The organism is Cellulosimicrobium composti (assembly GCF_009711085.1).
Classification (GTDB): domain Bacteria; phylum Actinomycetota; class Actinomycetes; order Actinomycetales; family Cellulomonadaceae; genus Cellulosimicrobium; species Cellulosimicrobium composti.
Window position 1 is genome coordinate 19,673 of record NZ_WMKA01000016.1, and the last position, 22,664, is coordinate 42,336.

Consider the following 22,664-nt stretch of genomic DNA (forward strand, 5'->3'; position numbering starts at 1 on the left):
TGTCCGGGGTCTACCGCGCGGGGAGCGCCCCGAGCCGGGCGAGCGCGCCGCGCACCCCCGCGACGCCGTCCCCCGCGAGCGCCTCGCGCGCCGCGTCGGCGTCGACGCCCGCGAGGAGCATGACGAGCGCCACGTGCACCTCGCCGTCGGCCTCCTGCAGCACGTCCTCGCACTCGGGTGCGCCGAGGCCCGTGGCCTGGACGAGCATGCGCACGATGCGGGCGCGCAGCTTCTGGTTGGTCGGGCGCACGTCGATCATGAGGTTCGAGTACGTCTTGCCGAGGCGGATCATCGTCGCCGTCGAGAACGTGTTGAGCACGAGCTTCTGGGCCGTGGCGGCCTTCATGCGCGTGGAGCCCGTGACGACCTCGGGGCCCGTGTCCACGAGGATCGCGACGTCGACGCCCTCCGCGAGCGGCGCGCCGGGGTTGGCCGAGACGAGCACCGTCCGCGCACCGCGCTCGCGCGCGACGTCGAGCGCGCCGCGCACGTAGGGCGTCCGGCCGCTCGCCGCGAGCCCGACGACCAGGTCGTGCGGCCCGACGGCGTCGACGTCGGCGCGCCCGAGCGCCACGTCGTCCTCTGCCCCCTCGACCGCGAGCATCATCGCGCCGACGCCGCCCGCGAGGTGGGCGACGAACCACTCCTCGCCCACGCCGTAGGTCGGCAGGAGCTCGACCGCGTCGAGCACGCCGAGGCGGCCCGACGTCCCCGAGCCGACGTAGTGCACGCGCCCGCCCGCGCGCAGCGCCTCGACCGCGAGGTCCACGGCTCGCGCGATGTGGTCACGCTGCGCGCGCACGGCGTCCGCGACGCCCGCGTCCTCGTCGGTGATGAGCCGCACGACGTCGGCGGTGGGCAGCAGGTCGACGTCGGTGGTGCGCGGGTTGCGCTCCTCGGTCGGTGACGCGAGGCGCACGAGCGCCTGCCACTCCTCCGTGCTCGTGGCGAGGGTGGGGTCGGTCATCGGGTGCTTCCCTTCGTCGAGCCCGTCAGCGGGCTCTTGGCGCGCGGGCCCGGCAGCAGCCCGTGCGGAGTGTTGGCGAGCGCCAGTCGGCGCACGGGCCCGCTCGCGGCCTGCCACGGCAGCGGCGTGGGCGGCGTGAGCGAGCCGAGCACGACGGCACGCCGCGCTCCGGTGGCCCGCCGCCGGTGCTCGCCCGCGGCCGTCCCGGGCAGCCCGTGGGCCGAGAGGAAGCCGAGGAGAGCGAAGAGGTAGGCCTCCTTCGCGTCGACGGGCAGCCCGAGGGTGTCGGACGTGACGACCTCGCACGCGTGGGGCAGGCGCTCGGCGAGCGCTGCGCGCAGGCGGTCGAGCAGCACGGGGTTGCGCGCCCCACCGCCGGACGCGACGACGCGGCGCACGTCGTGCCCCGCGAGCGCGTCGGCGACGCTCACCGCGGTGAGCTCGGTGAGCGTCGCGACGAGGTCGGGCCCGGTGAGGCCGGGGCGCACGGCCGCGAGCCGGCGCTCGGTGTACGTGGTGTCGAAGAGCTCGCGCCCGGTGGACTTGGGCGCGGGCGCGGCGAAGTACGGGTCGTCGAGCAGCGCCGCGAGCGCGACGGGGTCGACGGTGCCTCGCGCGGCCAGCGCGCCGTCCTCGTCGTAGGCGAGGCGGCCGTCGGTGAGACGTGCGACCGCGACGTCGAGCAGGCAGTTGCCGGGCCCGGTGTCCCAGCCCGTGACCGGGTCGTCGACACGCCCGACGAGGGAGACGTTCGCGATCCCGCCGAGGTTGAGCGCCGCCGTGAGCCCGGCGTCGGGCGCGCCGTCGGTGCCCGTGGTGTCGTCCTCGCGACCGAGCCACAGCGCGTCGAGCACGCTCACGAGGGGCGCGCCGTGCCCGCCGGCGGCGACGTCGGCGACGCGGAAGTCGCTGACGACGGGCCGCTTGACGTGCTCCGCGACCCACGCGGCGTTGCCGAGCTGCAGGGTGCCGCGCGCGCGGGCGCCGACGACCCAGTGGTAGACGGTCTGCCCGTGCGACGCGACGAGGTCGACGTCGCCGCCGGCCACGTCGTCGATCGCGCGGCGGCCCGCGCGGCCGAGCTCCTGGCCGACGAGCGTGTCGAGCTGCGCGACCTCCGCCATGTCGACCGCGGCCGGCGGCAGCGCCGCGAGGATGCGCTCGCGCAGCGCGCGCGGCCAGGCGTACTCGGTGTGGCCGAGGGGACGCATGCGCAGCACGCCGTCGTCGCCGAGGGTGAGGTCGGCGGCGGCCGCGTCGATCGCGTCGACCGACGTGCCGGAGGACAGCCCGAGGACGATCATCGGGACCCCTCCCCCGGCGCGGTGGCGGGCCGGCCGCGCAGGAGCGCGACGGCGGCGCGTGCGTTCGCCCGCCCCGTGCCGCACGCGACCACGACGACCGCGCGCGGGGCGCCGTCGGCGGCGGGCAGGTCGGTGCCGAACCACTGCTCGACGGCGCCCGGGAATCCCGTGTGCACGACGACCGCGCCGGGGCGCGCCGCGAGCAGCTCGCCGAGGCGCGTCCGCTCGCCCGAGCCGAGGACGGGCTCGCGCGTGAGCACGAGCAGGGGCCGGTCGCTCGCACGCACCGTGGCGACCGCGTGCGCCCACGCGTCGGCGTCGGCCGGGCGCAGGTGGCGCACGTCCGGCCCGAACGCCTCGTCGAGCGCGCGCTGGACGTGCTGCGCGGTGCGGCCCGCGGCGTGGTCGAACCGGAGGCGGAGGTCGACGACGTCGGGCGTGCCGGTCACGACAGGTCCGTCCGCGGGCACCGGCCCGGCGAACCGGACGGCGCGCGCGGCGACCTCGGCGCCCACGCGGCCGAGCTCGTCGAGCGCCGCGAGCGCGGACTCGGGCGACGGCACGACGCCGCTCGCGGCCTGGCGCGCGCGGACCGCCGCCCGGGCGCGCGCCGTGCGGTCCGCGGACTCGCGCAGGCGGTCGAGCGTGACGCGTCCCGCGGTGACGGCGTCGACGAGCGCGTCCTGCGCCTGGCGGAACAGCGCCTCGTCGTCGCGGCCGACGGTCGTGCCGAGGCACAGCAGGTCGGCACCCGCCTCGACGGCGCGCACCGCGACCTCGCCGATGCCCGCGACGGCCCCCTCGGCGCCGAACGCCGCGACGGCGCCCATGTCGAGCGCGTCCGTGACGACCGGCCCCTCGAAGCCGAGCTCGCGCACGAGCGCGCCGACCGCGGGCTCGAGCGTGGCGGGCAGCGGCCCGAGCGCGGGGACGACGACGTGGGCCGTCATGACCGCGTCCAGCACCGCGTCGTCCGCGGGCGACGCCGGGTCGCGCCGGGTCATCGTCGCGACGAACGGGGGCAGGTCGCGCGCCCGCAGCTCGTCGGCGCTCGCGTCGACGACGGGCAGCGCGAGGTGGGAGTCGACGTTCGTCGCGCCGTGCCCCGGGAAGTGCTTGCCGCACGCGCCCGCGCCGCCCGCGTGCAGGCCGCGCACGAACGCGGCGCCGTGGCGCGCGACGAGCGCCGGGTCCGCACCGAACGACCGGACGCCGATGACGGGGTTGTCCGGGTCGGAGTTCACGTCGAGGTCCGGCGCGAGGTCGAGGTCGACGCCGGTCGCGGTGAGGAGGCGGCCGAGCGCGACGCCTACCCGCTCGGTGACCTCGACGTCGTCGACGATCCCGAGCGCCGCGTTGCCCGGCAGGCTCGATCCCGTCGCGGCCTCGAGGCGCGACACGTCGCCGCCCTCCTCGTCGATCGCGACGAGCAGGTCTGGCGACGCCCCGCGCAGGCGCGCGGTGAGGCGGGCCGTCGTCGCGACGTCGGGCGTGTTGTGCCCGAACAGCACGACCCCGGCCAGCCCGTCGCGCGCGGCCTCGGCGAGCCACGCCGGCGGGTCGTCCGTGCCGGTGAACCCGGGCAGGAGCACCCCGTTGACGGCGCGCACGACGTCGCTCGCGGCCGGGCGCGCGCGCTCCGGCGACGGCGTCGGGCGGGTCGTGCCGCTCATCCCTTCACCGACCCCGCGGTGAGGCCCGACGACAGGTTGCGCTGCACGAGGACGAAGAACACGAGGACGGGCAGCGTGATGATCGTCGACGCGGCCATGACCGCGCCCCAGTCGGTCGTGTTCTCCCCGAAGAACTTCTGCAGGCCGATCGGCACGGTGTACTTGCTCGACTGCTGGAGGAACGTCAGCGCGAAGATGAACTCGTTCCACGCGGTGATGAAGGAGAACACGCTCGTCGCCACGACGCCGGGCGCAACGAGCGGCACGAGGATCTTCCAGAACATGCGCCCCCACGACGCGCCGTCGAGGTACGCGGCCTCCTCGAGCTCGACGGGCACCGCGGCGACGAAGCCGCGCAGGGTCCAGATCGCGAAGGGCAGCGCGAACGCGAGGTAGACGATCGTCAGGCCCAGGAGCGAGTTGAGCATGTTGAGGTTGCGCATCTGCAGGAACAGCGGGATGACGAGGGCCTCGAGCGGGACCATCTGCACCATGAGGATGAGCACGAGCATCGACTTGCGGAACCGGAAGCGGAACCGGCTCACCGCGACCGCGGCGAGCAGCGCCACGACCGACGACGCGAGGACCGTGCCGAGCGCGACGAGGACCGAGTTGCGCAGGTAGTGGCCGAACCCGCCGTCGTCGATGACGCTGACGAAGTTGTCCCACGTGACGCCGGCCGGCAGGAGCCGGGCGCCGCGCGTCGCGGCCTGCGGGTCGATCGCGGACGAGAACATCCAGTACGCGGGGAAGAGCGAGAAGGTGAGGAGGGCGACGAGCCCGACCGTCTTCGCGGCGGCGACGCCGGGGCGACGGGGACGCGCGCGCAGGGTCTGGCCCGCCGGCGCGGCGGTGGGGGTGTCGACGACGGCGGCGCTCACAGCTCCTCCTCCTTGAACAGGGTGCGCATGTACACGAGCGTGATGCCGAGCAGGATGAGCGTGAGCAGGACCGCGATGGCCGAGCCCATGCCGTACTTGCCCTGCGCGAACGACTCGATGTACGACCACACGCCGAGGTTGAACACGTCCTTGTTGCCGCCGTTCCCGCCGGGCATGAGGTAGATCTGCGTGAAGACCTTGAAGTCCCAGATGGTCGACAGGATCGTCACGACCGCGAACACCGGGCGCAGGATCGGCGCGGTGATCGACCAGAAGCGGCGCCACGCGCTCGCGCCGTCGACCTTCGCCGCCTCGTGCAGCTCGTTCGGGATCGTCATGAGTCCCGCGAGCACGGTGATCGCGACGAACGGGAAGCCGTGGTGCACGACGTTGAGCGTCGCGATCGCGTAGAACGACAGGCGCTCGGTGAACCAGTTCACCGTGCCGGGCTCGATCGCGCCGACGCCCTCGAGCACCGAGGCGACGAGGCCGTTGAGCGGGTCGAAGATCCAGACCCACACGTACGTGCCCGTGATCGCGGGCACGGCCCAGGCGACCATGATCGCCGTCGCGCCGACGCCCCGCCAGAACCCGCCGAGCGTGTTGAGGAACAGCGCGACCGCGGTGCCGAGCGCGACCGTGAGCACGACGCACGCGAGCGCGAAGAGCACGGTGTTCGGCAGGACCGTCGTCCACAGGTAGCTGTCGCCGAGGATGTCGGCGTAGTTCTGCAGGCCGACCCAGTTCGACTCGCCGCTCGCGATCTGGCGCAGCCCGTAGTCCTGCAGCGAGAGCAGGACGACGCGCACGAGCGGCCACAGGAGCAGCACGCCGAGCACGACGAGCCCGGGCGCGAGGAGCAGCCAGGGGCGCAGCGGGGAGCGGTGGCCGAGGCCGCCGGCGCGGCGCCGGCGCGTGCCCGTGGGCGCGGTGCCCGACGTCGGCCGGTCGGCCGGGGCGGCCGGGTCCAGCGAGGCGCCGGGCGCGGCTCGAAGGTCTGCCATGGGGATGAGGTCCTGTCGGTGGTGCGTGCGGGGCCCGGCCCCGGGGAGGCCGGTGGCGGCGTCCGGCCGCGGGCTCGGGCCCGCGGCCGGACGCGTCGGCTCAGGAGCCGAACGTCTCGTCCATGTCGGCGGCCGCGGTGTCCGCCGCCTCCTGGACGGTGGCGCTGCCGGAGAGGATGGACTGGAGCATCGTCTCGAGCGTCTTCTTGCCCTGGATCTGCCCGTAGAGCGGCGTCACCGGGACGGAGCGCCCGGCCTCGACCATCTGCTGGGCGAACGGCGCGACCATCGGGTCGTCCTCCTCGATGACCTTCTCGAGGAGCGACGTCTGGCCCGGGAAGTAGCCGGACTGCTGGCCCCACGCCTCGGCGAACTCGCCGGTGGTCATCATCTCGACGAACGTCCACGCGAGGTCCTGCTTCTCGGACGCCTCGAACACACCGAGGTGGGAGCCGCCGAGGAAGGAGTCGGACAGGCCCTCGGTCTGGCCGGGGATCGGGAAGGCGCCGATCTTGCCCTCCATGTCCGGCACGTCGGAGACGATCTTGCCCGGCGTCCAGCTCCCGGAGATCATCATGCCGACCTGGCCCTGCTCGAACGCGGCGAGGAGGTCCGTCTCCTTCCACGTCGTGGCCGCGGCCGTCGAGAACCCGTGCTCGGTCGCGAGGCCGGTGTAGAACTCGAGGCCCTCGACCGACTCGGGCGAGTTCACCTCGGAGGTCCAGGTGCCGCCGTCCTGCACCGCGAGGTCGCCCCCCGCGCCCCAGATGAACGGCATCGCGCCGTACTGGCTGTCACCGGCGACCGGGAACGGGATGATCTCGGGGTTCGCGGCCTTGAGCGCGTCCGCCGCGGCGACGAGCTCGTCCCACGACGTCGGGGCCTCGATGCCCGCGGCCTCGAAGAGGTCGGCGCGGTAGACGACCGAGCGCACGCCCGCGTACCACGGCATGCCGTATACGCCGCCGTCGAGCGTCGCGGACTCGACGAGGCCCGGGACGAGGTCGTCCTCGAGGCCCGCCTCGGCGATGCGGTCGGAGAGGTCGGCGAGCGCGCCGACGTCGGCGAACTCGCCGGTCCAGGTGGTGCCCACCTCGGCGACGTCGGGCGTCGTGCCGCCCGCGATCGCGGTCGTGAACTTGTCGTGGGCGCTGGCCCACGGCTGGAACTCGATCTGGAGGTCCGCGCCGGTCTCCTTCTCGAACGCGGCCGTGACCTCGTCGAAGAACGCGTCGGCGTCGGGGTTGGTGCCCTCCATGATCCAGACGGTGAGGGTCTCGCCCGAGAAGTCGGCGGCCTCGTCGCCACCGGTCGTCTCGGAGCCGGACCCTCCACCGGAGCCGCACGCGGCCAGGCCGAGCGCGAGGACGAGGGTGCCCGTGACGGCCACCGTGCTGCGTCGCTGCATGCCGTGACACTTCCTTTCTGTCGGCCGCAGGGGGACGGCCGGGTCGTGTGCCCTGACGGGGCCGCGCGGGCCGGTCGGCTCGCGCGGTGTGAAACTTACTTCCATCAGTGGACGTATGCGTGAAGATTACTGCCACGCCCGCGCGAACGGAAGCCAGGGCGAGAGATGTTGCACGTTCTTAACAATCACCGGGGACCCGTGGCGGACCCCCGGGGTCGTCACGGGACGCGCGCGGTCCACTCCGGCGTCGAGAACTTCGTCCGGGCGAGCTCCTGGGCGCGCTCGCGCTCCTCGGGCGTGACCTTGCCCTCCACCGTGCGGTACCGGGACCGGAAGTGCGCCTTGAACGCCTCGATGACGTCCTCGCGGGCCATGCCCGTCTGCGACCGCACCGGGTCCACGCGCTTGTTCGCGCTCGTCGTGCCCTTGTCGGAGAGCTTCTCGCGCCCGATGCGCAGCACCTCGAGCATCTTGTCCGCGTCGATGTCGTACGCCATCGTCACGTGGTGGAGCACCGCTCCCCCGCGCAGGCGCTTCTGCGCGGCGCCGGCGATCTTGCCCGCCGGCGAGGCGATGTCGTTGAGCGGCTTGTACGTCGCCTCGACGCCGAGCTCGGCGAGCGCGCCGAGCACCCAGTCGTCGAGGAACGCGTAGGAGCGCTCGAAGCTCAGGCCCTCGACGAGCGAGCCCGGGACGTACAGCGAGTACGTGATCGTGTTGCCCGGCTCGACGAACATGGCCCCGCCGCCCGAGATGCGGCGTACGACCGTCACCCCGTGGCGCTCGGCACCCTCCGGGTCGACCTCGTTGCGCAGGGACTGGAACGACCCGATGATCACCGCGGGCGAGGCCCACTCCCAGATCCGCAGCGTCGGGCCGCGGCGGCCCGCGTCGAGCTCCTCGGTGAGCACCTGGTCGAGCGCGAGGTGCATCGCGGGCTCCTCGGGCCCCTCGTGCACGATCTCGAACGTGTGGTCGCTCCAGCCGGTCGCGTGCCCCAGCGCACGGCGGACCGCGATCGCGACCGCCTCGGGCGAGAAGCCGACCATCGTCACGTCGTCGCCGAGCGCGCCCTGCACCGCGCTCGCGAGCTGCGCGACCGTCGCCGTCTCCGGCATGCCCGTCAGCGCGCCGTCGATGTCCTCGAGCGCGTCGTCCGGCTCGAGGAAGAAGTCGCCGCTCACCGCGACGCGGGCGAGCCGCCCGGCCTCCACCTCGACGTCGACCGCCACGAGCTTGCCACCGGGGACCTTGTACTCACCACGCACCCGACCACCCTAAGCCCGCCCGCCGTCGGCTCGGGGCGCGGGGCGCCGACCGGGCGAGACGGCGAGGTCACGGGCCGGTCAGCGCGGGTCGACGCCCGCGTGCACCAGGCCGTAGATCGCGGAGTCCGTCAGGGCCTCCCACGCGGCCTCGATGAGGTTCGGCCCGACGCCCACCGTCGACCACGAGGTCGACCCGTCCGTCGTCTCGATGAGCACGCGCGTGACCGCGTCCGTGCCCTGCTCGGTGTCGAGGATGCGCACCTTGAAGTCGATGAGCTCGAACACGTCGATCTCCGGGTAGACGCGGCCGAGCGCGAGCCGCAGCGCGTGGTCGAGCGCGTTCACCGGCCCGTTCCCCTCGCCCGTGGTGACGATGCGCTCGCCGCCGGCGTGCAGCTTGACCGTCGCCTCCGCCGTCGCCTCCGTGCCGCGCGAGCCGGCGCGCTCGACGATCGTGCGCCAGCTCTCGACGCGGAAGTACGGGGGCCGCTCGCCCGTGAGCTCCTCGCGCAGCAGCAGCTCGAACGACGCGTCCGCGGCCTCGTACGTGTAGCCGCGCGCCTCGTCGTCCTTGACGCGGTTCGTCACGCGCGTGAGGAGGTCGCCCTGACCCGAGAGGTCGAACCCGAGCTCGCGGCCCTTGAGCTCGATCGACGCGCGGCCCGCCATGTCCGACACGAGCATGCGGATGTCGTTGCCGACCGCCGTCGGGTCGATGTGCTGGTACAGGTCCGGGTCGACCTTGATCGCGCTCGCGTGCAGGCCCGCCTTGTGCGCGAACGCGCTCGCGCCGACGTACGGCTGGCGCGCGTACGGGGAGATGTTGGTGATCTCGCTGATCGCGTGCGAGATGCGCGTGACCTCCTCGAGCCCCTCGCCCGTGAGGGTGCGCAGCCCGTGCTTGAGCTCGAGGTTCGCGACGACGGTCAGCAGGTCGACGTTGCCCGTCCGCTCGCCGTAGCCGTTGACCGTGCCCTGCACGTGCGCGGCGCCCGCCTCCACGGCCGCGAGCGTGTTCGCCACCGCGCACCCGGAGTCGTTGTGGGCGTGCATGCCGAGCAGCGTGTCGCCCGGCAGCGCGTCCCGCCCGTGCGGCAGGCCCACGGCGTCGCGCAGCTCCTCGACGATCTCGGCGACCCACGTCGGCAGCATGCCGCCGTTCGTGTCGCACAGGGCCACGACCTCCGCGCCCGCCTCGAACGCGGCCTGCACCGCGGAACGCGTGAACGCGGCGTCGTGACGGTACCCGTCGAAGAAGTGCTCGGCGTCCACCACGACCCGGCGACCCTCGCCCACGAGGAACGACACCGTGTCGGTGATCATCGCGAGGCCCTCGTCGGGCGTCGTGCGCAGCGCGCGCTCGACGTGCCGCACGTCGGACTTGGCGACGAGCGTCACGACCGGCGCCTCGGAGTCCACGAGCGCGCGCACCTGCGGGTCGTCCCACGCGCGCAGCCCGGCCTTGCGCGTCGCGCCGAACGCCGCGAGCACCGCGTTGCGCAGGTCGAGCTCCTTGGCGGCGCGGCGGAAGAACTCGGTGTCCTTGGGGACCGCGCCCGGCCAGCCGCCCTCAATGAAGCCGACGCCGAGCTCGTCGAGGAGCGGGGCGATCGCGAGCTTGTCGGCGACGGACAGGTTCATGCCCTCCTGCTGCGCGCCGTCGCGCAGGGTCGTGTCGTACACGTGGAAGACCCGCGCCTCGCGGTGGCCGGTCGCGGGGGTCGTCGCCGAGGTCATGGTGCCTCTTCCTGCCGTTCGTCGTGCGGGCGCCCGTGCGCCCGCCGTTCTGGTCCGTCTCTCCCAGGACGCCGGGCCGTCGCCCTCGTGAGGCCCTCAGGCCCGGCGGCCTGCCGCCGGGCGGGGGTGGTGCCCAGCAACAAAAAGACCCCCCGAGGGTGCGGGAGGTCTGCGCGTCCGGAAGGTGCTTCCGGGCGCGCTACTCGATAATGAGCTGGGAGACGAGGTGTGTCACAGGGCACATGGTGCCACAGGTTCCGCGACGATGGACACGAGCGTCCATCCACTGAGCCGCCCGCCGGCCGGCGGCGTGCGAGCGAGGAGTGACGATGAGCGACCCGACACCCGGCGGGTACGACCCGCAGAACCCCCCGACGCGCCGCTACGGGCAGCCGCCCGTCCCCGGCCAGGCCCCGCCGCCCGCGGTGCCGCCGTCCGCGGCGCGCGGCGACTTCCCGCCGCCGAGCACGCCGGTGAACCCCGCGGACCCGCGCCTCGGCGTCGAGGCGGGCCGCTTCTGGGCCGGAGCGGCCGCGACGGCGCTCGTCGCGGCGCTCATCGGGCTGCTCGGGGTGATCATCTTCGAGCGGATCTTCGACATCACGCTCGTGCCGCCGCCCGACCTCTTCGGCACGGGGTCGCGCCAGGCGGCCTGGGCGATCGACGGCGCGATCCTCGCGCTGCTCGCCGCGGGCGTGCTGCACCTGCTGATCCTCAGCACGCCGCGGCCGCGCGCGTTCTTCGGCTGGATCATGGCCCTCGTCGTGGTCGTGATCGCCGTGCTGCCGTTCGCGTGGTCGAGCGACACGACGGCGGCCGCCCTCTCCGGCCTCATCAACCTGCTCATCGGCGTCGCCGTGTGGTCGCTGCTCGCAGGCGTCGCGGGACGGACCATCGTCGCCAGGCCGCGCACCGTCTGACGCCCGGCCCGGACGACGACGGGCGGCACCCGTGCGAGGGTGGCGCCCGTCGTCGTGCGGTGCGGGTCGTGCTCAGGCGAGACGGCGCATCCAGCCGTGGCGGTCGGCCGCGCGGCCCGTCTGGATGTCGGTGAGCTCCGAGCGGATCGTCATCGTCAGCGACCCGGCCTCGCCGCCGCCGATCGTGAGGTCGAAGTCGGAGCCGGCGAGGCGCCCGATGGGCGTGATGACCGCGGCGGTGCCGCACGCGAACACCTCGGTCACCGAGCCGTCGCGGATGCCGGCCAGCACCTCGGCGAGCGGGATGCGGCGCTCGACCACGTCGTGTCCGCGGTCGGTGAGCAGCCGGATGATCGACGAGCGCGTGACGCCCTCGAGGATCGACCCGCTGAGCTCGGGCGTCTCGACCGAGCCGTCCGCCTTGACGACGAACACGTTCATGCCGCCGAGCTCCTCGAGGTACGTGCGCGTCGCGGAGTCCAGGAAGCAGACCTGCTCGCACCCGTGCTGCTGCGCGACGACCTGCGGGAGCAGCGACGACGCGTAGTTCCCGCCGCACTTGGCGTCACCGGTGCCCCCGGCGCCCGCGCGGCTGAACTCGCGGTCCACCCAGATCGACACGGGCTTCACGCCGCCCGAGAAGTACGGCCCGACGGGCGAGGCGATCACGAGGTACTCGGCCTCGAGCGACGGCCGCACGCCGAGGAACGCCTCCGACGCGTACATGAACGGGCGCAGGTACAGGCTCGCCTCGTCGCCCGTGGGGACCCAGTCCACGTCGGTGCGCACGAGCGCGGTGATCGAGCCGAGGAAGTCGTCGACCGACAGCGCGGGCAGCGCGAGGCGGTGCGCCGAGCGGGCGAAGCGCGCGGCGTTCGCCTCGGGGCGGAAGGTCCACACCGACCCGTCGGCGTGCCGGTAGGCCTTCATGCCCTCGAAGATCTCCTGCGCGTAGTGCAGGACGGCGGTCGCCGGGTCGAGCAGCAGGGGGCCGTACTTCTCGATGCGGCGGTCGACCCACCCGTCGGTCGAGTTCCAGCTGATCCTCGCCATGTGGTCCGTGAAGACCGTCCCGAACTTCGGGGCCGCGATCGCGGCCTCGCGCTCGGCGGGCGGCGTCGGCGAGTCCGTGGGGCGGACGTCGAAGAGGGCGACGAGGTCGTCCTCCGAGGACGACGGCTGGTGCTGCGCTGCGAGGGTGCTCATCATGAGGCCTTTCACCTGGCGACCCGGGTGGTCTCCGCCTAGTTTTCCACGACCGTACGGCTCGTGCGGCCGTCCGCGCGAGGGGACGACGACGGCAGGGGCGTCACCGGGTCAGAACGGGAGGGATCCGGTCCTGGGGCGATGACGACCGAGGTGCGGGGACTGCGGGCGAACCGGTGCCAGGGCCCTGGACGGACCCGGACGGCGTGTCAGCCGGCGACGCGAGCGGCGAGCTCGCGGCCCACCTCGGCCGTCGAGCGTACTCGGCTCCCCCGCTCGGCGAGGTCGGCCGCGACGGCCGCCTCGACGCGCTTCGCCTCGTCGCCGAGGCCCAGGTGGTCGAGGAGCATCGCGACCGAGAGGACGGTCGCCGTGGGGTCGGCCTTGCCCTGGCCCGCGATGTCCGGCGCCGAGCCGTGCACCGGCTCGAACATCGACGGCGCGGTGCGGTCCGGGTTGATGTTCGCCGACGCCGCGAGGCCGATGCCGCCGGTGATCGCGGCGGCCTGGTCGGTGAGGATGTCGCCGAACAGGTTGTCGGTCACGATGACGTCGAACCGCGACGGCTTCGTCGTGAGGAAGATCGTCGCCGCGTCCACGTGCAGGTAGTCCGTGGTGACGTCGGGGAACTCGGCGTTGACGGCCTCGACCGTGCGTCGCCACAGGTGCCCGGCGTGGACGAGCACGTTGTGCTTGTGCACGAGCGTGAGGTGCTTGCGCGGGCGCGCCTGCGCCCGGGCGAACGCGTCGCGGACGACGCGCTCGACGCCGAAGGCCGTGTTCACGGAGACCTCGGTCGCGATCTCGTGCGGCGTGCCGGTGCGCAGCGCACCGCCGTTGCCGACGTACGGGCCCTCGGTGCCCTCGCGCACCACGACGAAGTCGATCTCGCCCGGGTCGGCGAGCGGCGACGTCACGCCCGGGTACAGCTTGCCCGGGCGCAGGTTGACGTAGTGGTCCAGCGCGAAGCGCAGCTTGAGCAGCAGACCGCGCTCGAGCACCCCGGACGGGACGCTCGGGTCGCCGATCGCGCCGAGGAGGATCGCGTCGTGGCCGCGGATCGCGTCGAGGTCCGCGTCGGTGAGCGTCTCCCCCGTCGCGTGCCAGCGCCGCGCACCCAGGTCGAACGGCGTCGTGGAGACCTTCACGTCCGAGCCGGCCACCGCCGCCTCGAGCACGGCGAGACCCTGCTCGACGACCTCGGTACCGATACCGTCGCCGGCCACGACTGCCAGATCAATGGTGCGCGTCATGCCGGCGAGCCTACGCCCTCAACCACTCCTCGGGACGGCAGTCTCACGTCTCGGACGCGAGTCGAGTTGCGCGAGACGGCACGGGCAGGCACTATTAGGAAACTTTCCTAAAGCCCGTCCGAAGGACCGCCATGACCGCGCCCACCTCGTCGAGGATCCCCGGGACCCCCGGCCTGCTCCGCACGATCAACGACCGCGCGGCGCTGGAGCTCCTGCTCGACTCCGGCCCTCTCACGCGCTCGCAGATCGGCGACCGCACGGGCGTCTCGCGGCCGACCGCCTCGCAGATCGTCGCACGGCTCGAGCAGAGCGGCCTCATCGAGCCGACCGGGTCCGTCCAGGGGGCGCGCGGGCCCCAGGCCACCCAGTACGCCGTGCGCACGGACGTGCTCGTCGGGCTCGCGCTCGACGTCGTGCCGGACGGCGTCCGCGCGAGCGTCGTGGACGCGCTCGGGCGCACTCTCGGCGAGACGACCGTCGCCTCGGGCCCCGACCGCTCGGCGGCCGCCGACGTCCGCACCGCGCGCGACGAGGCGTGCGCGGCCGCCGGCATCCCGGTCTCGCGCGTCGCGGCCGCCGTCGTCGGCGTCCAGGCGGCCGTCGCGCCCCGCACGGGCGACATCGCGCTCGTCGGCGAGCTCCCCGGCTGGCCGCGCCAGAACCTGCGCGGCCACCTCGAGGACGTCCTGGGCGTCGGGGTCCGCGTCGAGAACGACGTCAACCTCGCAGCGATCGCCGAGCGCGACGCCGGGCGCGACGAGCAGAGCTTCGCGCTCCTGTGGCTCGGCGAGGGTATCGGTCTCGGCGCGTGGCTCGACGGCCGGCTCCACCACGGCACCGCGGGCGGCGCCGGCGAGATCGGCTACCTGCCCGTGCCCGCCACCGGCGTCGACGACTCCGTCAACGTCCAGGACCTCGTCGGCGGGCTGCGCCTCGTCGAGCTCTGCGCACGCACGGGGGTGCCCGGCGTGACCGAGGAGACCCCCTACGCCGCGGCGGTCGACGCGATCCGCGAGCACGCGGGCTCCCCCGCCGTCCACGACCTCGTCGAGGACCTCGCACGGCGCGTCGCGATCGTGCTCCAGCCGGTCGTCTCCATCCTCGAGCCCGACGCCGTCGTGCTCGGCGGACCGACGGGCGTCGCGTGCGGCGCGGCGCTCGCCGAGACCACGGTCGCCGCGCTGCACGCCACCGACCAGCGTGCAGGGACGGTCGTCGCGAGCGCCGTCCCCGAGCTCGCCGTCCTGCGCGGCGCCCGGTCCGTCGTCGCGCAGGACGTGCGCACCCTCCTGCTCGCCGCGGCAGGACGACCGGACCACCCGGTCGTCGCGCCCCCGGTCCCGGGGTAGACCTCTTCACCTGCCCCGCGAGCGGTGGCCCGCCGACCGTGGCACGGCGGGCCACCGCTCACCCCGCTCAGCGCGGGTAGCGCAGCTCGAACCGCTCGCACACGAGCGGCATGTCGGGCGAGAACTCGCGCTCGAGAACGCGCCGGAAGTACGTCTCGTGGCCCGCGCGCCACGCCTCGAGCGAGCGGTCGTCCTCCCCCTCGGCGCGCGCGAACTCCGCGTCGACCTCGTCGAACGGGACGATCTCCACCGACGTCGTGCGGATCAGCGCCCGGGGGTGACCCTGGCCGTCGAGCAGGATGGAGAGCTCGCCGACGCGCGGGACCTGCTCCCCCGAGTCCTCGTACTCCCACAGGGCCGACGACGTCGCGGTCTTCTCGCCCGTGAGCACCGCCTCCAGCAGGTCGTCCGCCAGGGCCGGGTTGTCCCCGAACGACCACGCCGGCGGCGGCACCGTCTCGGCCACCGTCGTCCCGGTGACGACACCGACGCGCGCCATCCCGGCGCTCGGCCGGGCCAGCTCCCAGAACGCCAGGATCTCTGCCCCACGCTCGTCCACAGCCGTCACGTCCTCGGCCACCGGCTCCCCCTCGTCCGCTTCACGGGTCATCACCCTATCGTCGCGCACCCGAGGGCGATCTGCCCGGTCTCTCGCCATTCGTCCCCGTCGTGTCGCGGACGCGAGAGCCCGCACGGTCACCCCGCGTCGCGCGCCACCGCCGCGACGACGTCCCGCACCGGGCGCAGCACCACGCCCAGGCCCGCGACCTGCGCGAGGCCCTCCTCGGTCGTCCCCGACACCGCGTCCGGCACGACGACGACCCGCAGGTCTCGCTCGCTCGCGTCGGTGACCGTGGCGCGCGGGCAGTTCGGGAAGTTGCACCCCACCACGACCACGGTGTCGACCCCCCGCTCGCGCAGGAGCTCCTCGAGCGGGGTGCGGTAGAACGCGCTCCACCGCGGCTTCCACAGGGCCACCTCGTCCGGCCCCAGCTCCTGGGCACGCCCGGCGAGCAGCGTGGGCGGGTCCAGCGGGGGCGCGCCCGCCGGCACGAGCTCGGGAAGGATCGCGGAACCCGGCGAACCGGGCCGCACCACGGGCGCCCCGGCCGCGACCGCAGCGCGCCGCACCCGGTCCACGTCGTCGCCGTCGTACAGCCGCACCACGTGGACCACGGGGCGCCCGGCGCGCCGGTACGCCTCGACGAGCGAGACGAGACCCGGCACGACCGCCCGCGTGCCGGCGACCGGCGTGCTGCCGCCCTCCGCGAAGTCGACCTGCGTGTCGATCACCAGCAGGGCCGACGTCCCCCAGTGCGGCGCCAGGAACGGGTCCACCCCTTCGTCCCGCGTCGCAGCCGCCGTCGTCGTCATCGCTCTCCTCCGTCGGGTCCAGATGGTGCCGTCGCCCGTCGCCGGCCCCACGCCGGGCGGCGGCCCGACAGCACGAGGAGGGGGCGGCGGCGTGCGCGATCGTGGCAGCCCCGGCGGGAGGCCGAGGATCGAGGCCGGATGGTCGATCGCGCGCGCCGCCGCCCCCTCCTCGAGACGAGCGACGACAGTCAGGTCAGCGTGCGGCGCTGCCCTCGGTACTCACGGTCGGGCAGACACCTCCCGCCGACTACGGCAAGGGCTCCTTCGTCGCCCTGCCTGCGTCAGCGTGCGGCGCTGCCCTCGGTACTCGCGGTCGGGCAGACACCTCCCGCCGACTACGGCAAGGGCTCCTTCGTCGCCCTGCCTGCGTCAGCGTGCGGCGCTGCCCTCGGTACTCGCGGTCGGGCAGACACCTCCCGCCGACTACGGCAAGGGCTCCTTCGTCGCCCTGCCTGCGTCAGCGTGCGGCGCTGCCCTCGGTGTAGTCGGCGTCCTGCTGCTTCCACGCGAACAGCGAGCGCAGCTCCTTGCCGACCTTCTCGATCGGGTGCTGCGCGGCCTTCTCGCGGAGCGCGGTGAACTCCGGCGCGCCGGCGTCCTGGTCGTCGATGAAGCGCTTGGCGAACGCGCCGGACTGGATGTCCGCGAGGACGCCCTGCATGTTCTCCTTGACGTGCGCGTCGATCACGCGCGGGCCCGAGACGTAGTCGCCGTACTCCGCGGTGTCGGAGACGGACCAGCGCTGCTTGGCGATGCCGCCCTCCCACATGAGGTCGACGATGAGCTTGAGCTCGTGCAGCACCTCGAAGTACGCGATCTCCGGCTGGTAGCCGGCCTCGGTGAGGGTCTCGAAGCCGTACTGGACGAGCTGCGACACGCCACCGCACAGGACGGCCTGCTCGCCGAAGAGGTCGGTCTCGGTCTCCTCGGTGAACGTCGTCCTGATGACGCCGGCGCGCGTGCCGCCGATCGCCTTCGCGTACGACAGCGCGACGTCCCAGGCCTGGCCCGACGCGTCCTTCTCGACGGCGATGATGTCCGGGATGCCGCGGCCCGCGACGAACTCGCGGCGCACGGTGTGGCCCGGCGCCTTCGGGGCGACGAGGATGACGTCGACGCCCTCGGGGGCCTCGATGTAGCCGAAGCGGATGTTGAAGCCGTGCGCGAACGCGAGCGTCTTGCCCGTGGCGAGGTTCGGCTTGATCTCGTCGTTGTAGATCGAGCGCTGGTGCTGGTCCGGCGCGAGGATCATGATCAGGTCGGCCCACGCGGCGGCGTCCGCCACGGACTTCACCTCGAAGCCCTCGTCCTGGGCCTTCGCGACGGACTTCGAGCCCTCGCGCAGGGCGACGACGACCTCGACGCCGGAGTCGCGCAGGTTCTGGGCGTGCGCGTGGCCCTGGCTCCCGTAGCCGACGATCGCGACCTTCTTGCTCTGGATGATGGACAGGTCGGCGTCGTCGTCGTAGAACAGCTCAGCCACGATGGATCTCCTCGGTTCTTCGGTGGGGGTGCGGTGTCTGCGGGGTGGGACGTGCCCGGTGCGCACCGACGCCCCGTGGGGTCTCGGTGCGAGGGTAGGCGATGGTCAGGCCGAGCGGACCACGCGTTCCAGCGCGCGGTCGGTGATGGAGCGGGACCCGCGCCCGACGGCGACGGTCCCCGACTTCACGATCTCGCGCACGCCGTAAGGCTCGAGGGCCCCGAGCAGCGCGTTGAGCTTGTCGGCGGTGCCGGTCGCCTCGACGGTCACGGCGTCGGGCACGACGTCGACGACCTTCGCGCGGAAGAGGTTGACGACCTCCAGCACGCCCGTGCGGTTCGCGCCGTCGGCGCGGACCTTGACGAGCAGGAGCTCGCGCTGCACGGACGCGGCCGCGTCGAGCTCGACGATCTTGATGACGTTGACCAGCTTGTTGAGCTGCTTGGTCACCTGCTCGAGCGGGCGCTCCTCGACGTCGACGACGACGGTGATGCGCGAGATCTCCTCGTGCTCCGTGGGGCCCACGGCGAGGGAGTGGATGTTGAAGGCGCGGCGTGCGAACAGGCCGGCGACGCGCGTGAGCACGCCGGGCTTGTTCTCGACGAGCACCGAGAGGGTGTGGCGGGACATGGCGGGTCAGTCCTCCCGTGACAGGGGTCGGATCGAGGCTGCGTGGCGCACCGCGCTCAGTCCTCTCGGTCCCACGCGGGCGAGATGCCCCGCGCGTACTGGATGTCGTCGTTGCTCACGCCGGCGGCGACCATGGGCCACACCATCGCGTCGCGCGAGACGTTGAAGTCGACGACGACGGGGCGGTCGTCGATCTCCATGGCGCGCTTGATCGCGGCGTCCACCTCGCCCATGGACTCGACGCGGATGCCCTCGCACCCGTACGCGTCGGCGAGCTTGACGAAGTCGGGCACGCGCGCCGTCCCGTGGCCGGTGTGGAGGTCGGTGTTGGAGTAGCGCTGGTCGTAGAACAGCGTCTGCCACTGCCGGACCATGCCGAGCGAGCTGTTGTTGATGAGCGCGACCTTGATCGGGATCTCGTTGATCGTGCAGGTGGCGAGCTCCTGGTTGGTCATCTGGAAGCAGCCGTCGCCGTCGATCGCCCACACGGTGGCGTCGGGGCGGCCGACCTTCGCGCCCATGGCCGCCGGGACGGAGAAGCCCATCGTGCCGAGGCCGCCCGAGTTGAGCCAGGTCCGGGGGTGCTCGTAGCGGATGAACTGCGCAGCCCACATCTGGTGCTGCCCGACGCCCGCGACGTAGATCGACTCGGGTCCGGAGAGCTCGCCCAGGCGCGAGATGACGTACTGGGGCGCGAGGTGGCCGTCCTCCGGCTCGGAGTAGCCGAGCGGGTACGTCTCGCGCCAGTCGTCGATCTGGCGCCACCACGCCTCGACGTCCGGCTTGCCCTTCGCCTCGTGCTCGCGCTCGAGCTCGGGCAGCAGGTCGGAGATGACCTCCTTGAGGTCGCCCACGATCGGCACGTCCACGTCGCGGTTCTTGCCGATCTCCGCGGGGTCGATGTCCGCGTGGACCACCTGCGCGTGCGGCGCGAAGCTCGACAGCGCGCCCGTGACGCGGTCGTCGAAGCGCGCACCGAGGGACACGACGAGGTCGGCCTTCTGCAGGGCCGCGACGGCGGGGACCGTGCCGTGCATGCCCGGCATGCCCAGGTTCTGCGGGTGCGTGTCGGGCACCGCGCCGCGCGCCATGAGCGTCGTGACGACGGGCGCGCCCGACAGGTCGACGAGGCGGCGCAGCTCGGCGGACGCGTCGGCGCGGATCACGCCGCCGCCCGCGTACAGCACCGGCCGGCGCGCCGACGCGAGGAGGCGCGCGGCCTCCTTGATCTGCTTGCTGTGCGGCTTCGTCACCGGGTGGTAGCCCGGGAGCTGCACGTCCTGCGGCCACGAGAACGTCGTGCGGGACTGCATCGCCGACTTCGCGATGTCCACGAGCACGGGGCCCGGGCGGCCGGTCGAGGCGATGTGGAACGCCTCGGCGATGGTGCGCGGGATCTCGTCGGGGTCGGTGACGAGGAAGTTGTGCTTGGTGATCGGCAGCGTGATGCCGACGATGTCCGCCTCCTGGAAGGCGTCGGTGCCGATCGCGGACGCCCCGACCTGGCCGGTGATCGCGACGAGCGGGATCGAGTCCATGTTCGCGTCGGCGATCGGGGTGACGAGGTTGGTCGCCCCGGGGCCGGAGGTCGCCATCGTGACGCCGACCTTGCCCGTCGCGTGCGCGTACCCCTGCGCGGCGTGGCCGCCGCCCTGCTCGTGCCGCACGAGGATGTGCCGCAGGCGCTGGGAGTCCATGAGCGGGTCGTACGTGGGGAGGATCGCACCGCCCGGGATGCCGAAGACGACCTCGGCGCCGACCTCCTCGAGCGAGCGGACGATCGACTGCGCGCCGGTCATCTCCTCGCCCTGCGAGGCGCCGGCGGACGCGCCGGCCGGACGCGCCGTCGCGGCGCGCCGGGCGTCGCCGCGCGGGGCGACGGACGCGGGCGTCGGGGCGGGCTTCGGCGCCGCGGGTGCGGGCGCCGCGGCGCCCGGTCGCGGAGGTGCCGGGGTGGGTCCCTGGGCCATGGTGTCTCCTGCGTGTCGTGGCCTCGGCCCGGCGGGCGCCCCGTGGGGGCGCGCCGCCGGGAGCCGGAGCCGACCGTGGTGGTGCGGTCGTGCTGGTCGCGGGGTGCGGTGCCGGTCCTCGCGGGTCTCGCGGGGTGCGGCGCTGCGGTGGCCGGGGTGGGGCCGTCCGCGGTCGGTGTGGGGTTGTGGTGGCAACAAAAAACCCCTCGAACCCGGGATGTCGGGCTGGACGAGGGGTGAGCGCGCTGACGAAGCCTGGTGGCGTGGCCTCAGCCGGCGCGCTCAGGAAGTACTACGAGAAGGATCGTCTGCACGGCATGGGACTGTACGCCCATGTTTCGGGGATGTCACGTATCGAGGCGGCCGTCTCACGCGCTGGGACGCGCAGCGAGGTCGCGCACGCGGCGCAGCACCAGGCCCTCCCACGCGGCGAGGTCCGCGACGGCGCCCGACCGGCCGTCGTCGTGCCGCTCGGGGTGGGTCGTGAGCAGGACGGACGCGTCGCGCCACCCCGCGAGCACGTCGGCGGGGACCTCCTGCGGTGTGCCGCCGACGTTGACGACGACGAGCAGCTCGTCGCGCGTGACGGTCCCGTCCGCGCGGGGCACGTCGAGCGCGCGCGTGAACGCGTAGATCGCGTCGTGCTCCGGCAGGAGCATGCGGAAGTCGCCGAGCGCGACGACCGGCTCGTCGTGCCGCAGCGCCACGAGTCGGCGGTAGAAGTGCAGCACGGAGCCGCCGTCCGCCCAGGCGGCCTCGGCGTTGATCGTCGCGTGGTTCGGGTTGACCTCGAGCCACGGGGTGCCCGTGGTGAACCCGGCGTTCGCGGTCGCGTCCCACTGCACGGGCGTGCGCGCGTGGTCGCGGCTCGCGTGCCCGAGGACCGCGAGCATCTCGCCGTCGGTCCGCAGGCGCGGCCCGCCCGTGCGCCCCGTGAGCTCGCGGAAGTACCCGAGCGACTCGACGTCCTGGTACTGGTCGATCCGCGTGAACGGGGCGTTCGTCATGCCGAGCTCCTCCCCCTGGTACACGTAGGGGGTGCCGCGGTGCAGGTGCAGCAGGAGCGCGAGCGCCTTCGCGGACGCGACGCGGTGCGCGGGCGAGTCGTCGCCGAAGCGCGAGACCACGCGCGGCTGGTCGTGGTTGTCCCAGTACAGGGCGTTCCAGCCGCGCTCGGCGAGCCCGGCCTGCCAGCGGCCGAGCGTCGCCTTGAGGTCCGCGAGCCGCCACCGGACCGGGTCGTAGCGCGTCGCGCCGTGGTCGATGCCCATGTGCTCGAACTGGAACACCATGTCGACCTCGCGGCGCTCCGGGTCCGTGTAGCGCACGCCGTGCTCGACCGTGACGCCGGGCGTCTCCCCCACGGTGAGGATCTCGCGTCCCTGCGCGAGGTAGGGGGCGAACACCTCGCGGTGCATCTCGGCGAGGAACTCGTGCACGCGCGGGCCGTCGGTGTAGTGCGGGCTCCCGTCACCGTACGTGCCCCAGTGCACCTCACCGTCGGGCAGCGAGCCGTCGGGCGCGACGTCCTTGGAGATCAGGTTGATCACGTCCATGCGGAACCCGTCGACGCCGCGGTCGAGCCACCGCCGCATCATGGCGTGGACGGCCCGGCGGACCTCCGGGTTCTCCCAGTTGAGGTCGGGCTGCTTGGTGTCGAACAGGTGGAGGTAGTACTCCCCCGACGCCGGGTCGAACCGCCACGCGCTGCCGCCGAAGAACGAGCGCCAGTTGGTGGGCTCGGCCCCTGGGGCCCCGGGCTCCATCCCGGGACGCGCCGGGCGCCACCAGTACCAGTCGCGCCGCGGGCTCTCGGGCGACGACCGCGACTGGACGAACCACGGGTGCTCGTCGCTCGTGTGGTTGACGACGAGGTCCATGACGAGCTTCATCCCGCGTGCGTGCAGGCCCTCGATCAGGGCGTCGAGGTCCGCGAGCGACCCGAACAGCGGGTCGACGTCCTCGTAGTCGCTGATGTCGTACCCGTTGTCCGCCTGCGGCGAGCGGTACACCGGCGACAACCACACGACGTCGACCCCGAGCCGCTCGAGGTGGTCGAGCCGGCGCGTGATGCCGGGGAGGTCGCCGACGCCGTCGCCGTCGGTGTCCTGGAACGACCGCGGGTACACCTGGTAGACGACGGCCCGCGTCCACCAGGGCGCGTCGCCCGGTGTCCCGGCACCGGGCCACCCGCCGCGCGGTGCGTCGTCGGTCGCGGTCCTGGCAGCCTGCGTCAT

18 protein-coding genes are annotated in these 22,664 nt (G+C 73.6%); 2 read left to right on the forward strand and 16 right to left on the reverse strand.

Features of this window, described 5'->3' with window-relative positions:
- Window positions 1–10 precede the first annotated feature (10 nt).
- The 8 genes from murQ to cimA all read right to left on the reverse strand — a co-directional run bounded on the left by murQ (window position 11) and on the right by cimA (window position 10,242).
- The gene (murQ, locus tag GJV82_RS08895) at window positions 11–967 is read right to left on the reverse strand and encodes an N-acetylmuramic acid 6-phosphate etherase (protein WP_024840700.1); all 957 of its coding nucleotides are present in this window, start codon (window positions 965–967) and stop codon (window positions 11–13) included.
- A complete protein-coding gene (locus GJV82_RS08900; RefSeq protein WP_115943718.1) occupies window positions 964–2,271 on the reverse strand; it encodes an anhydro-N-acetylmuramic acid kinase in 1,308 nt (435 codons plus the stop codon). The genes murQ and GJV82_RS08900 overlap by 4 nt, the downstream gene beginning before the upstream one ends.
- A complete protein-coding gene (locus GJV82_RS08905) occupies window positions 2,268–3,944 on the reverse strand; it encodes a glycoside hydrolase family 3 N-terminal domain-containing protein (protein ID WP_155098972.1) in 1,677 nt (558 codons plus the stop codon). The genes GJV82_RS08900 and GJV82_RS08905 overlap by 4 nt, the downstream gene beginning before the upstream one ends.
- Complete coding sequence (locus GJV82_RS08910; RefSeq protein WP_225873234.1) at window positions 3,941–4,774, reverse strand: carbohydrate ABC transporter permease; 834 nt, start codon at window positions 4,772–4,774, stop codon at window positions 3,941–3,943. The genes GJV82_RS08905 and GJV82_RS08910 overlap by 4 nt, the downstream gene beginning before the upstream one ends.
- Window positions 4,775–4,821: 47 nt before the next feature.
- Window positions 4,822–5,829, reverse strand: coding sequence for a carbohydrate ABC transporter permease (locus tag GJV82_RS08915; RefSeq protein WP_024840696.1), 1,008 nt, complete (start codon window positions 5,827–5,829; stop codon window positions 4,822–4,824).
- 100 nt (window positions 5,830–5,929) lie between these two features.
- Window positions 5,930–7,237 carry a sugar ABC transporter substrate-binding protein gene (locus tag GJV82_RS08920; RefSeq protein ID WP_155098973.1) on the reverse strand — a complete coding sequence of 436 codons (1,308 nt, stop codon included), beginning with the start codon at window positions 7,235–7,237 and terminating at the stop codon, window positions 5,930–5,932.
- A 218-nt stretch (window positions 7,238–7,455) separates the two neighbouring features.
- A complete protein-coding gene (locus GJV82_RS08925) occupies window positions 7,456–8,505 on the reverse strand; it encodes a lipoate--protein ligase family protein (protein ID WP_024840694.1) in 1,050 nt (349 codons plus the stop codon).
- A 78-nt stretch (window positions 8,506–8,583) separates the two neighbouring features.
- Window positions 8,584–10,242, reverse strand: a complete 1,659-nt coding sequence (gene cimA, locus GJV82_RS08930; RefSeq protein WP_155098974.1) for a citramalate synthase — start codon at window positions 10,240–10,242, stop codon at window positions 8,584–8,586.
- Window positions 10,243–10,571: 329 nt separating this feature from the next.
- Between cimA and GJV82_RS08935 the strand changes: the two genes are divergently transcribed.
- Complete coding sequence (locus GJV82_RS08935) at window positions 10,572–11,162, forward strand: hypothetical protein (RefSeq protein WP_024840692.1); 591 nt, start codon at window positions 10,572–10,574, stop codon at window positions 11,160–11,162.
- Between the two features lie 72 nt (window positions 11,163–11,234).
- Here GJV82_RS08935 and GJV82_RS08940 read toward each other — a convergent pair whose 3' ends face one another.
- Complete coding sequence (locus GJV82_RS08940) at window positions 11,235–12,368, reverse strand: branched-chain amino acid aminotransferase (protein WP_024840691.1); 1,134 nt, start codon at window positions 12,366–12,368, stop codon at window positions 11,235–11,237.
- Window positions 12,369–12,577: 209 nt separating this feature from the next.
- A complete protein-coding gene (locus GJV82_RS08945; protein WP_115942863.1) occupies window positions 12,578–13,621 on the reverse strand; it encodes a 3-isopropylmalate dehydrogenase in 1,044 nt (347 codons plus the stop codon).
- 131 nt (window positions 13,622–13,752) lie between these two features.
- Between GJV82_RS08945 and GJV82_RS08950 the strand changes: the two genes are divergently transcribed.
- The gene (locus GJV82_RS08950; protein ID WP_155098975.1) at window positions 13,753–14,970 is read left to right on the forward strand and encodes an ROK family transcriptional regulator; all 1,218 of its coding nucleotides are present in this window, start codon (window positions 13,753–13,755) and stop codon (window positions 14,968–14,970) included.
- 67 nt (window positions 14,971–15,037) lie between these two features.
- On the opposite strand, the gene GJV82_RS08955 is transcribed toward GJV82_RS08950, so the two are convergent.
- The 6 genes from GJV82_RS08955 to GJV82_RS08980 form a co-directional block, all read right to left on the reverse strand.
- A complete protein-coding gene (locus tag GJV82_RS08955; RefSeq protein ID WP_024840687.1) occupies window positions 15,038–15,580 on the reverse strand; it encodes an ASCH domain-containing protein in 543 nt (180 codons plus the stop codon).
- Between the two features lie 86 nt (window positions 15,581–15,666).
- Window positions 15,667–16,344 (reverse strand): cysteine hydrolase family protein, encoded by a 678-nt coding sequence (locus tag GJV82_RS08960; RefSeq protein ID WP_155098976.1) that lies wholly within the window; start codon window positions 16,342–16,344, stop codon window positions 15,667–15,669.
- Between the two features lie 457 nt (window positions 16,345–16,801).
- Window positions 16,802–17,827, reverse strand: coding sequence for a ketol-acid reductoisomerase (gene ilvC / locus GJV82_RS08965; RefSeq protein ID WP_024842106.1), 1,026 nt, complete (start codon window positions 17,825–17,827; stop codon window positions 16,802–16,804).
- A 105-nt stretch (window positions 17,828–17,932) separates the two neighbouring features.
- Entirely contained in the window at window positions 17,933–18,457 is a 525-nt protein-coding gene (gene ilvN, locus GJV82_RS08970) for an acetolactate synthase small subunit (RefSeq protein ID WP_155098977.1), read from the reverse strand.
- Between the two features lie 56 nt (window positions 18,458–18,513).
- Entirely contained in the window at window positions 18,514–20,427 is a 1,914-nt protein-coding gene (locus GJV82_RS08975; RefSeq protein WP_024842108.1) for an acetolactate synthase large subunit, read from the reverse strand.
- A 368-nt stretch (window positions 20,428–20,795) separates the two neighbouring features.
- Complete coding sequence (locus tag GJV82_RS08980) at window positions 20,796–22,664, reverse strand: glycoside hydrolase family 13 protein (protein WP_155098978.1); 1,869 nt, start codon at window positions 22,662–22,664, stop codon at window positions 20,796–20,798.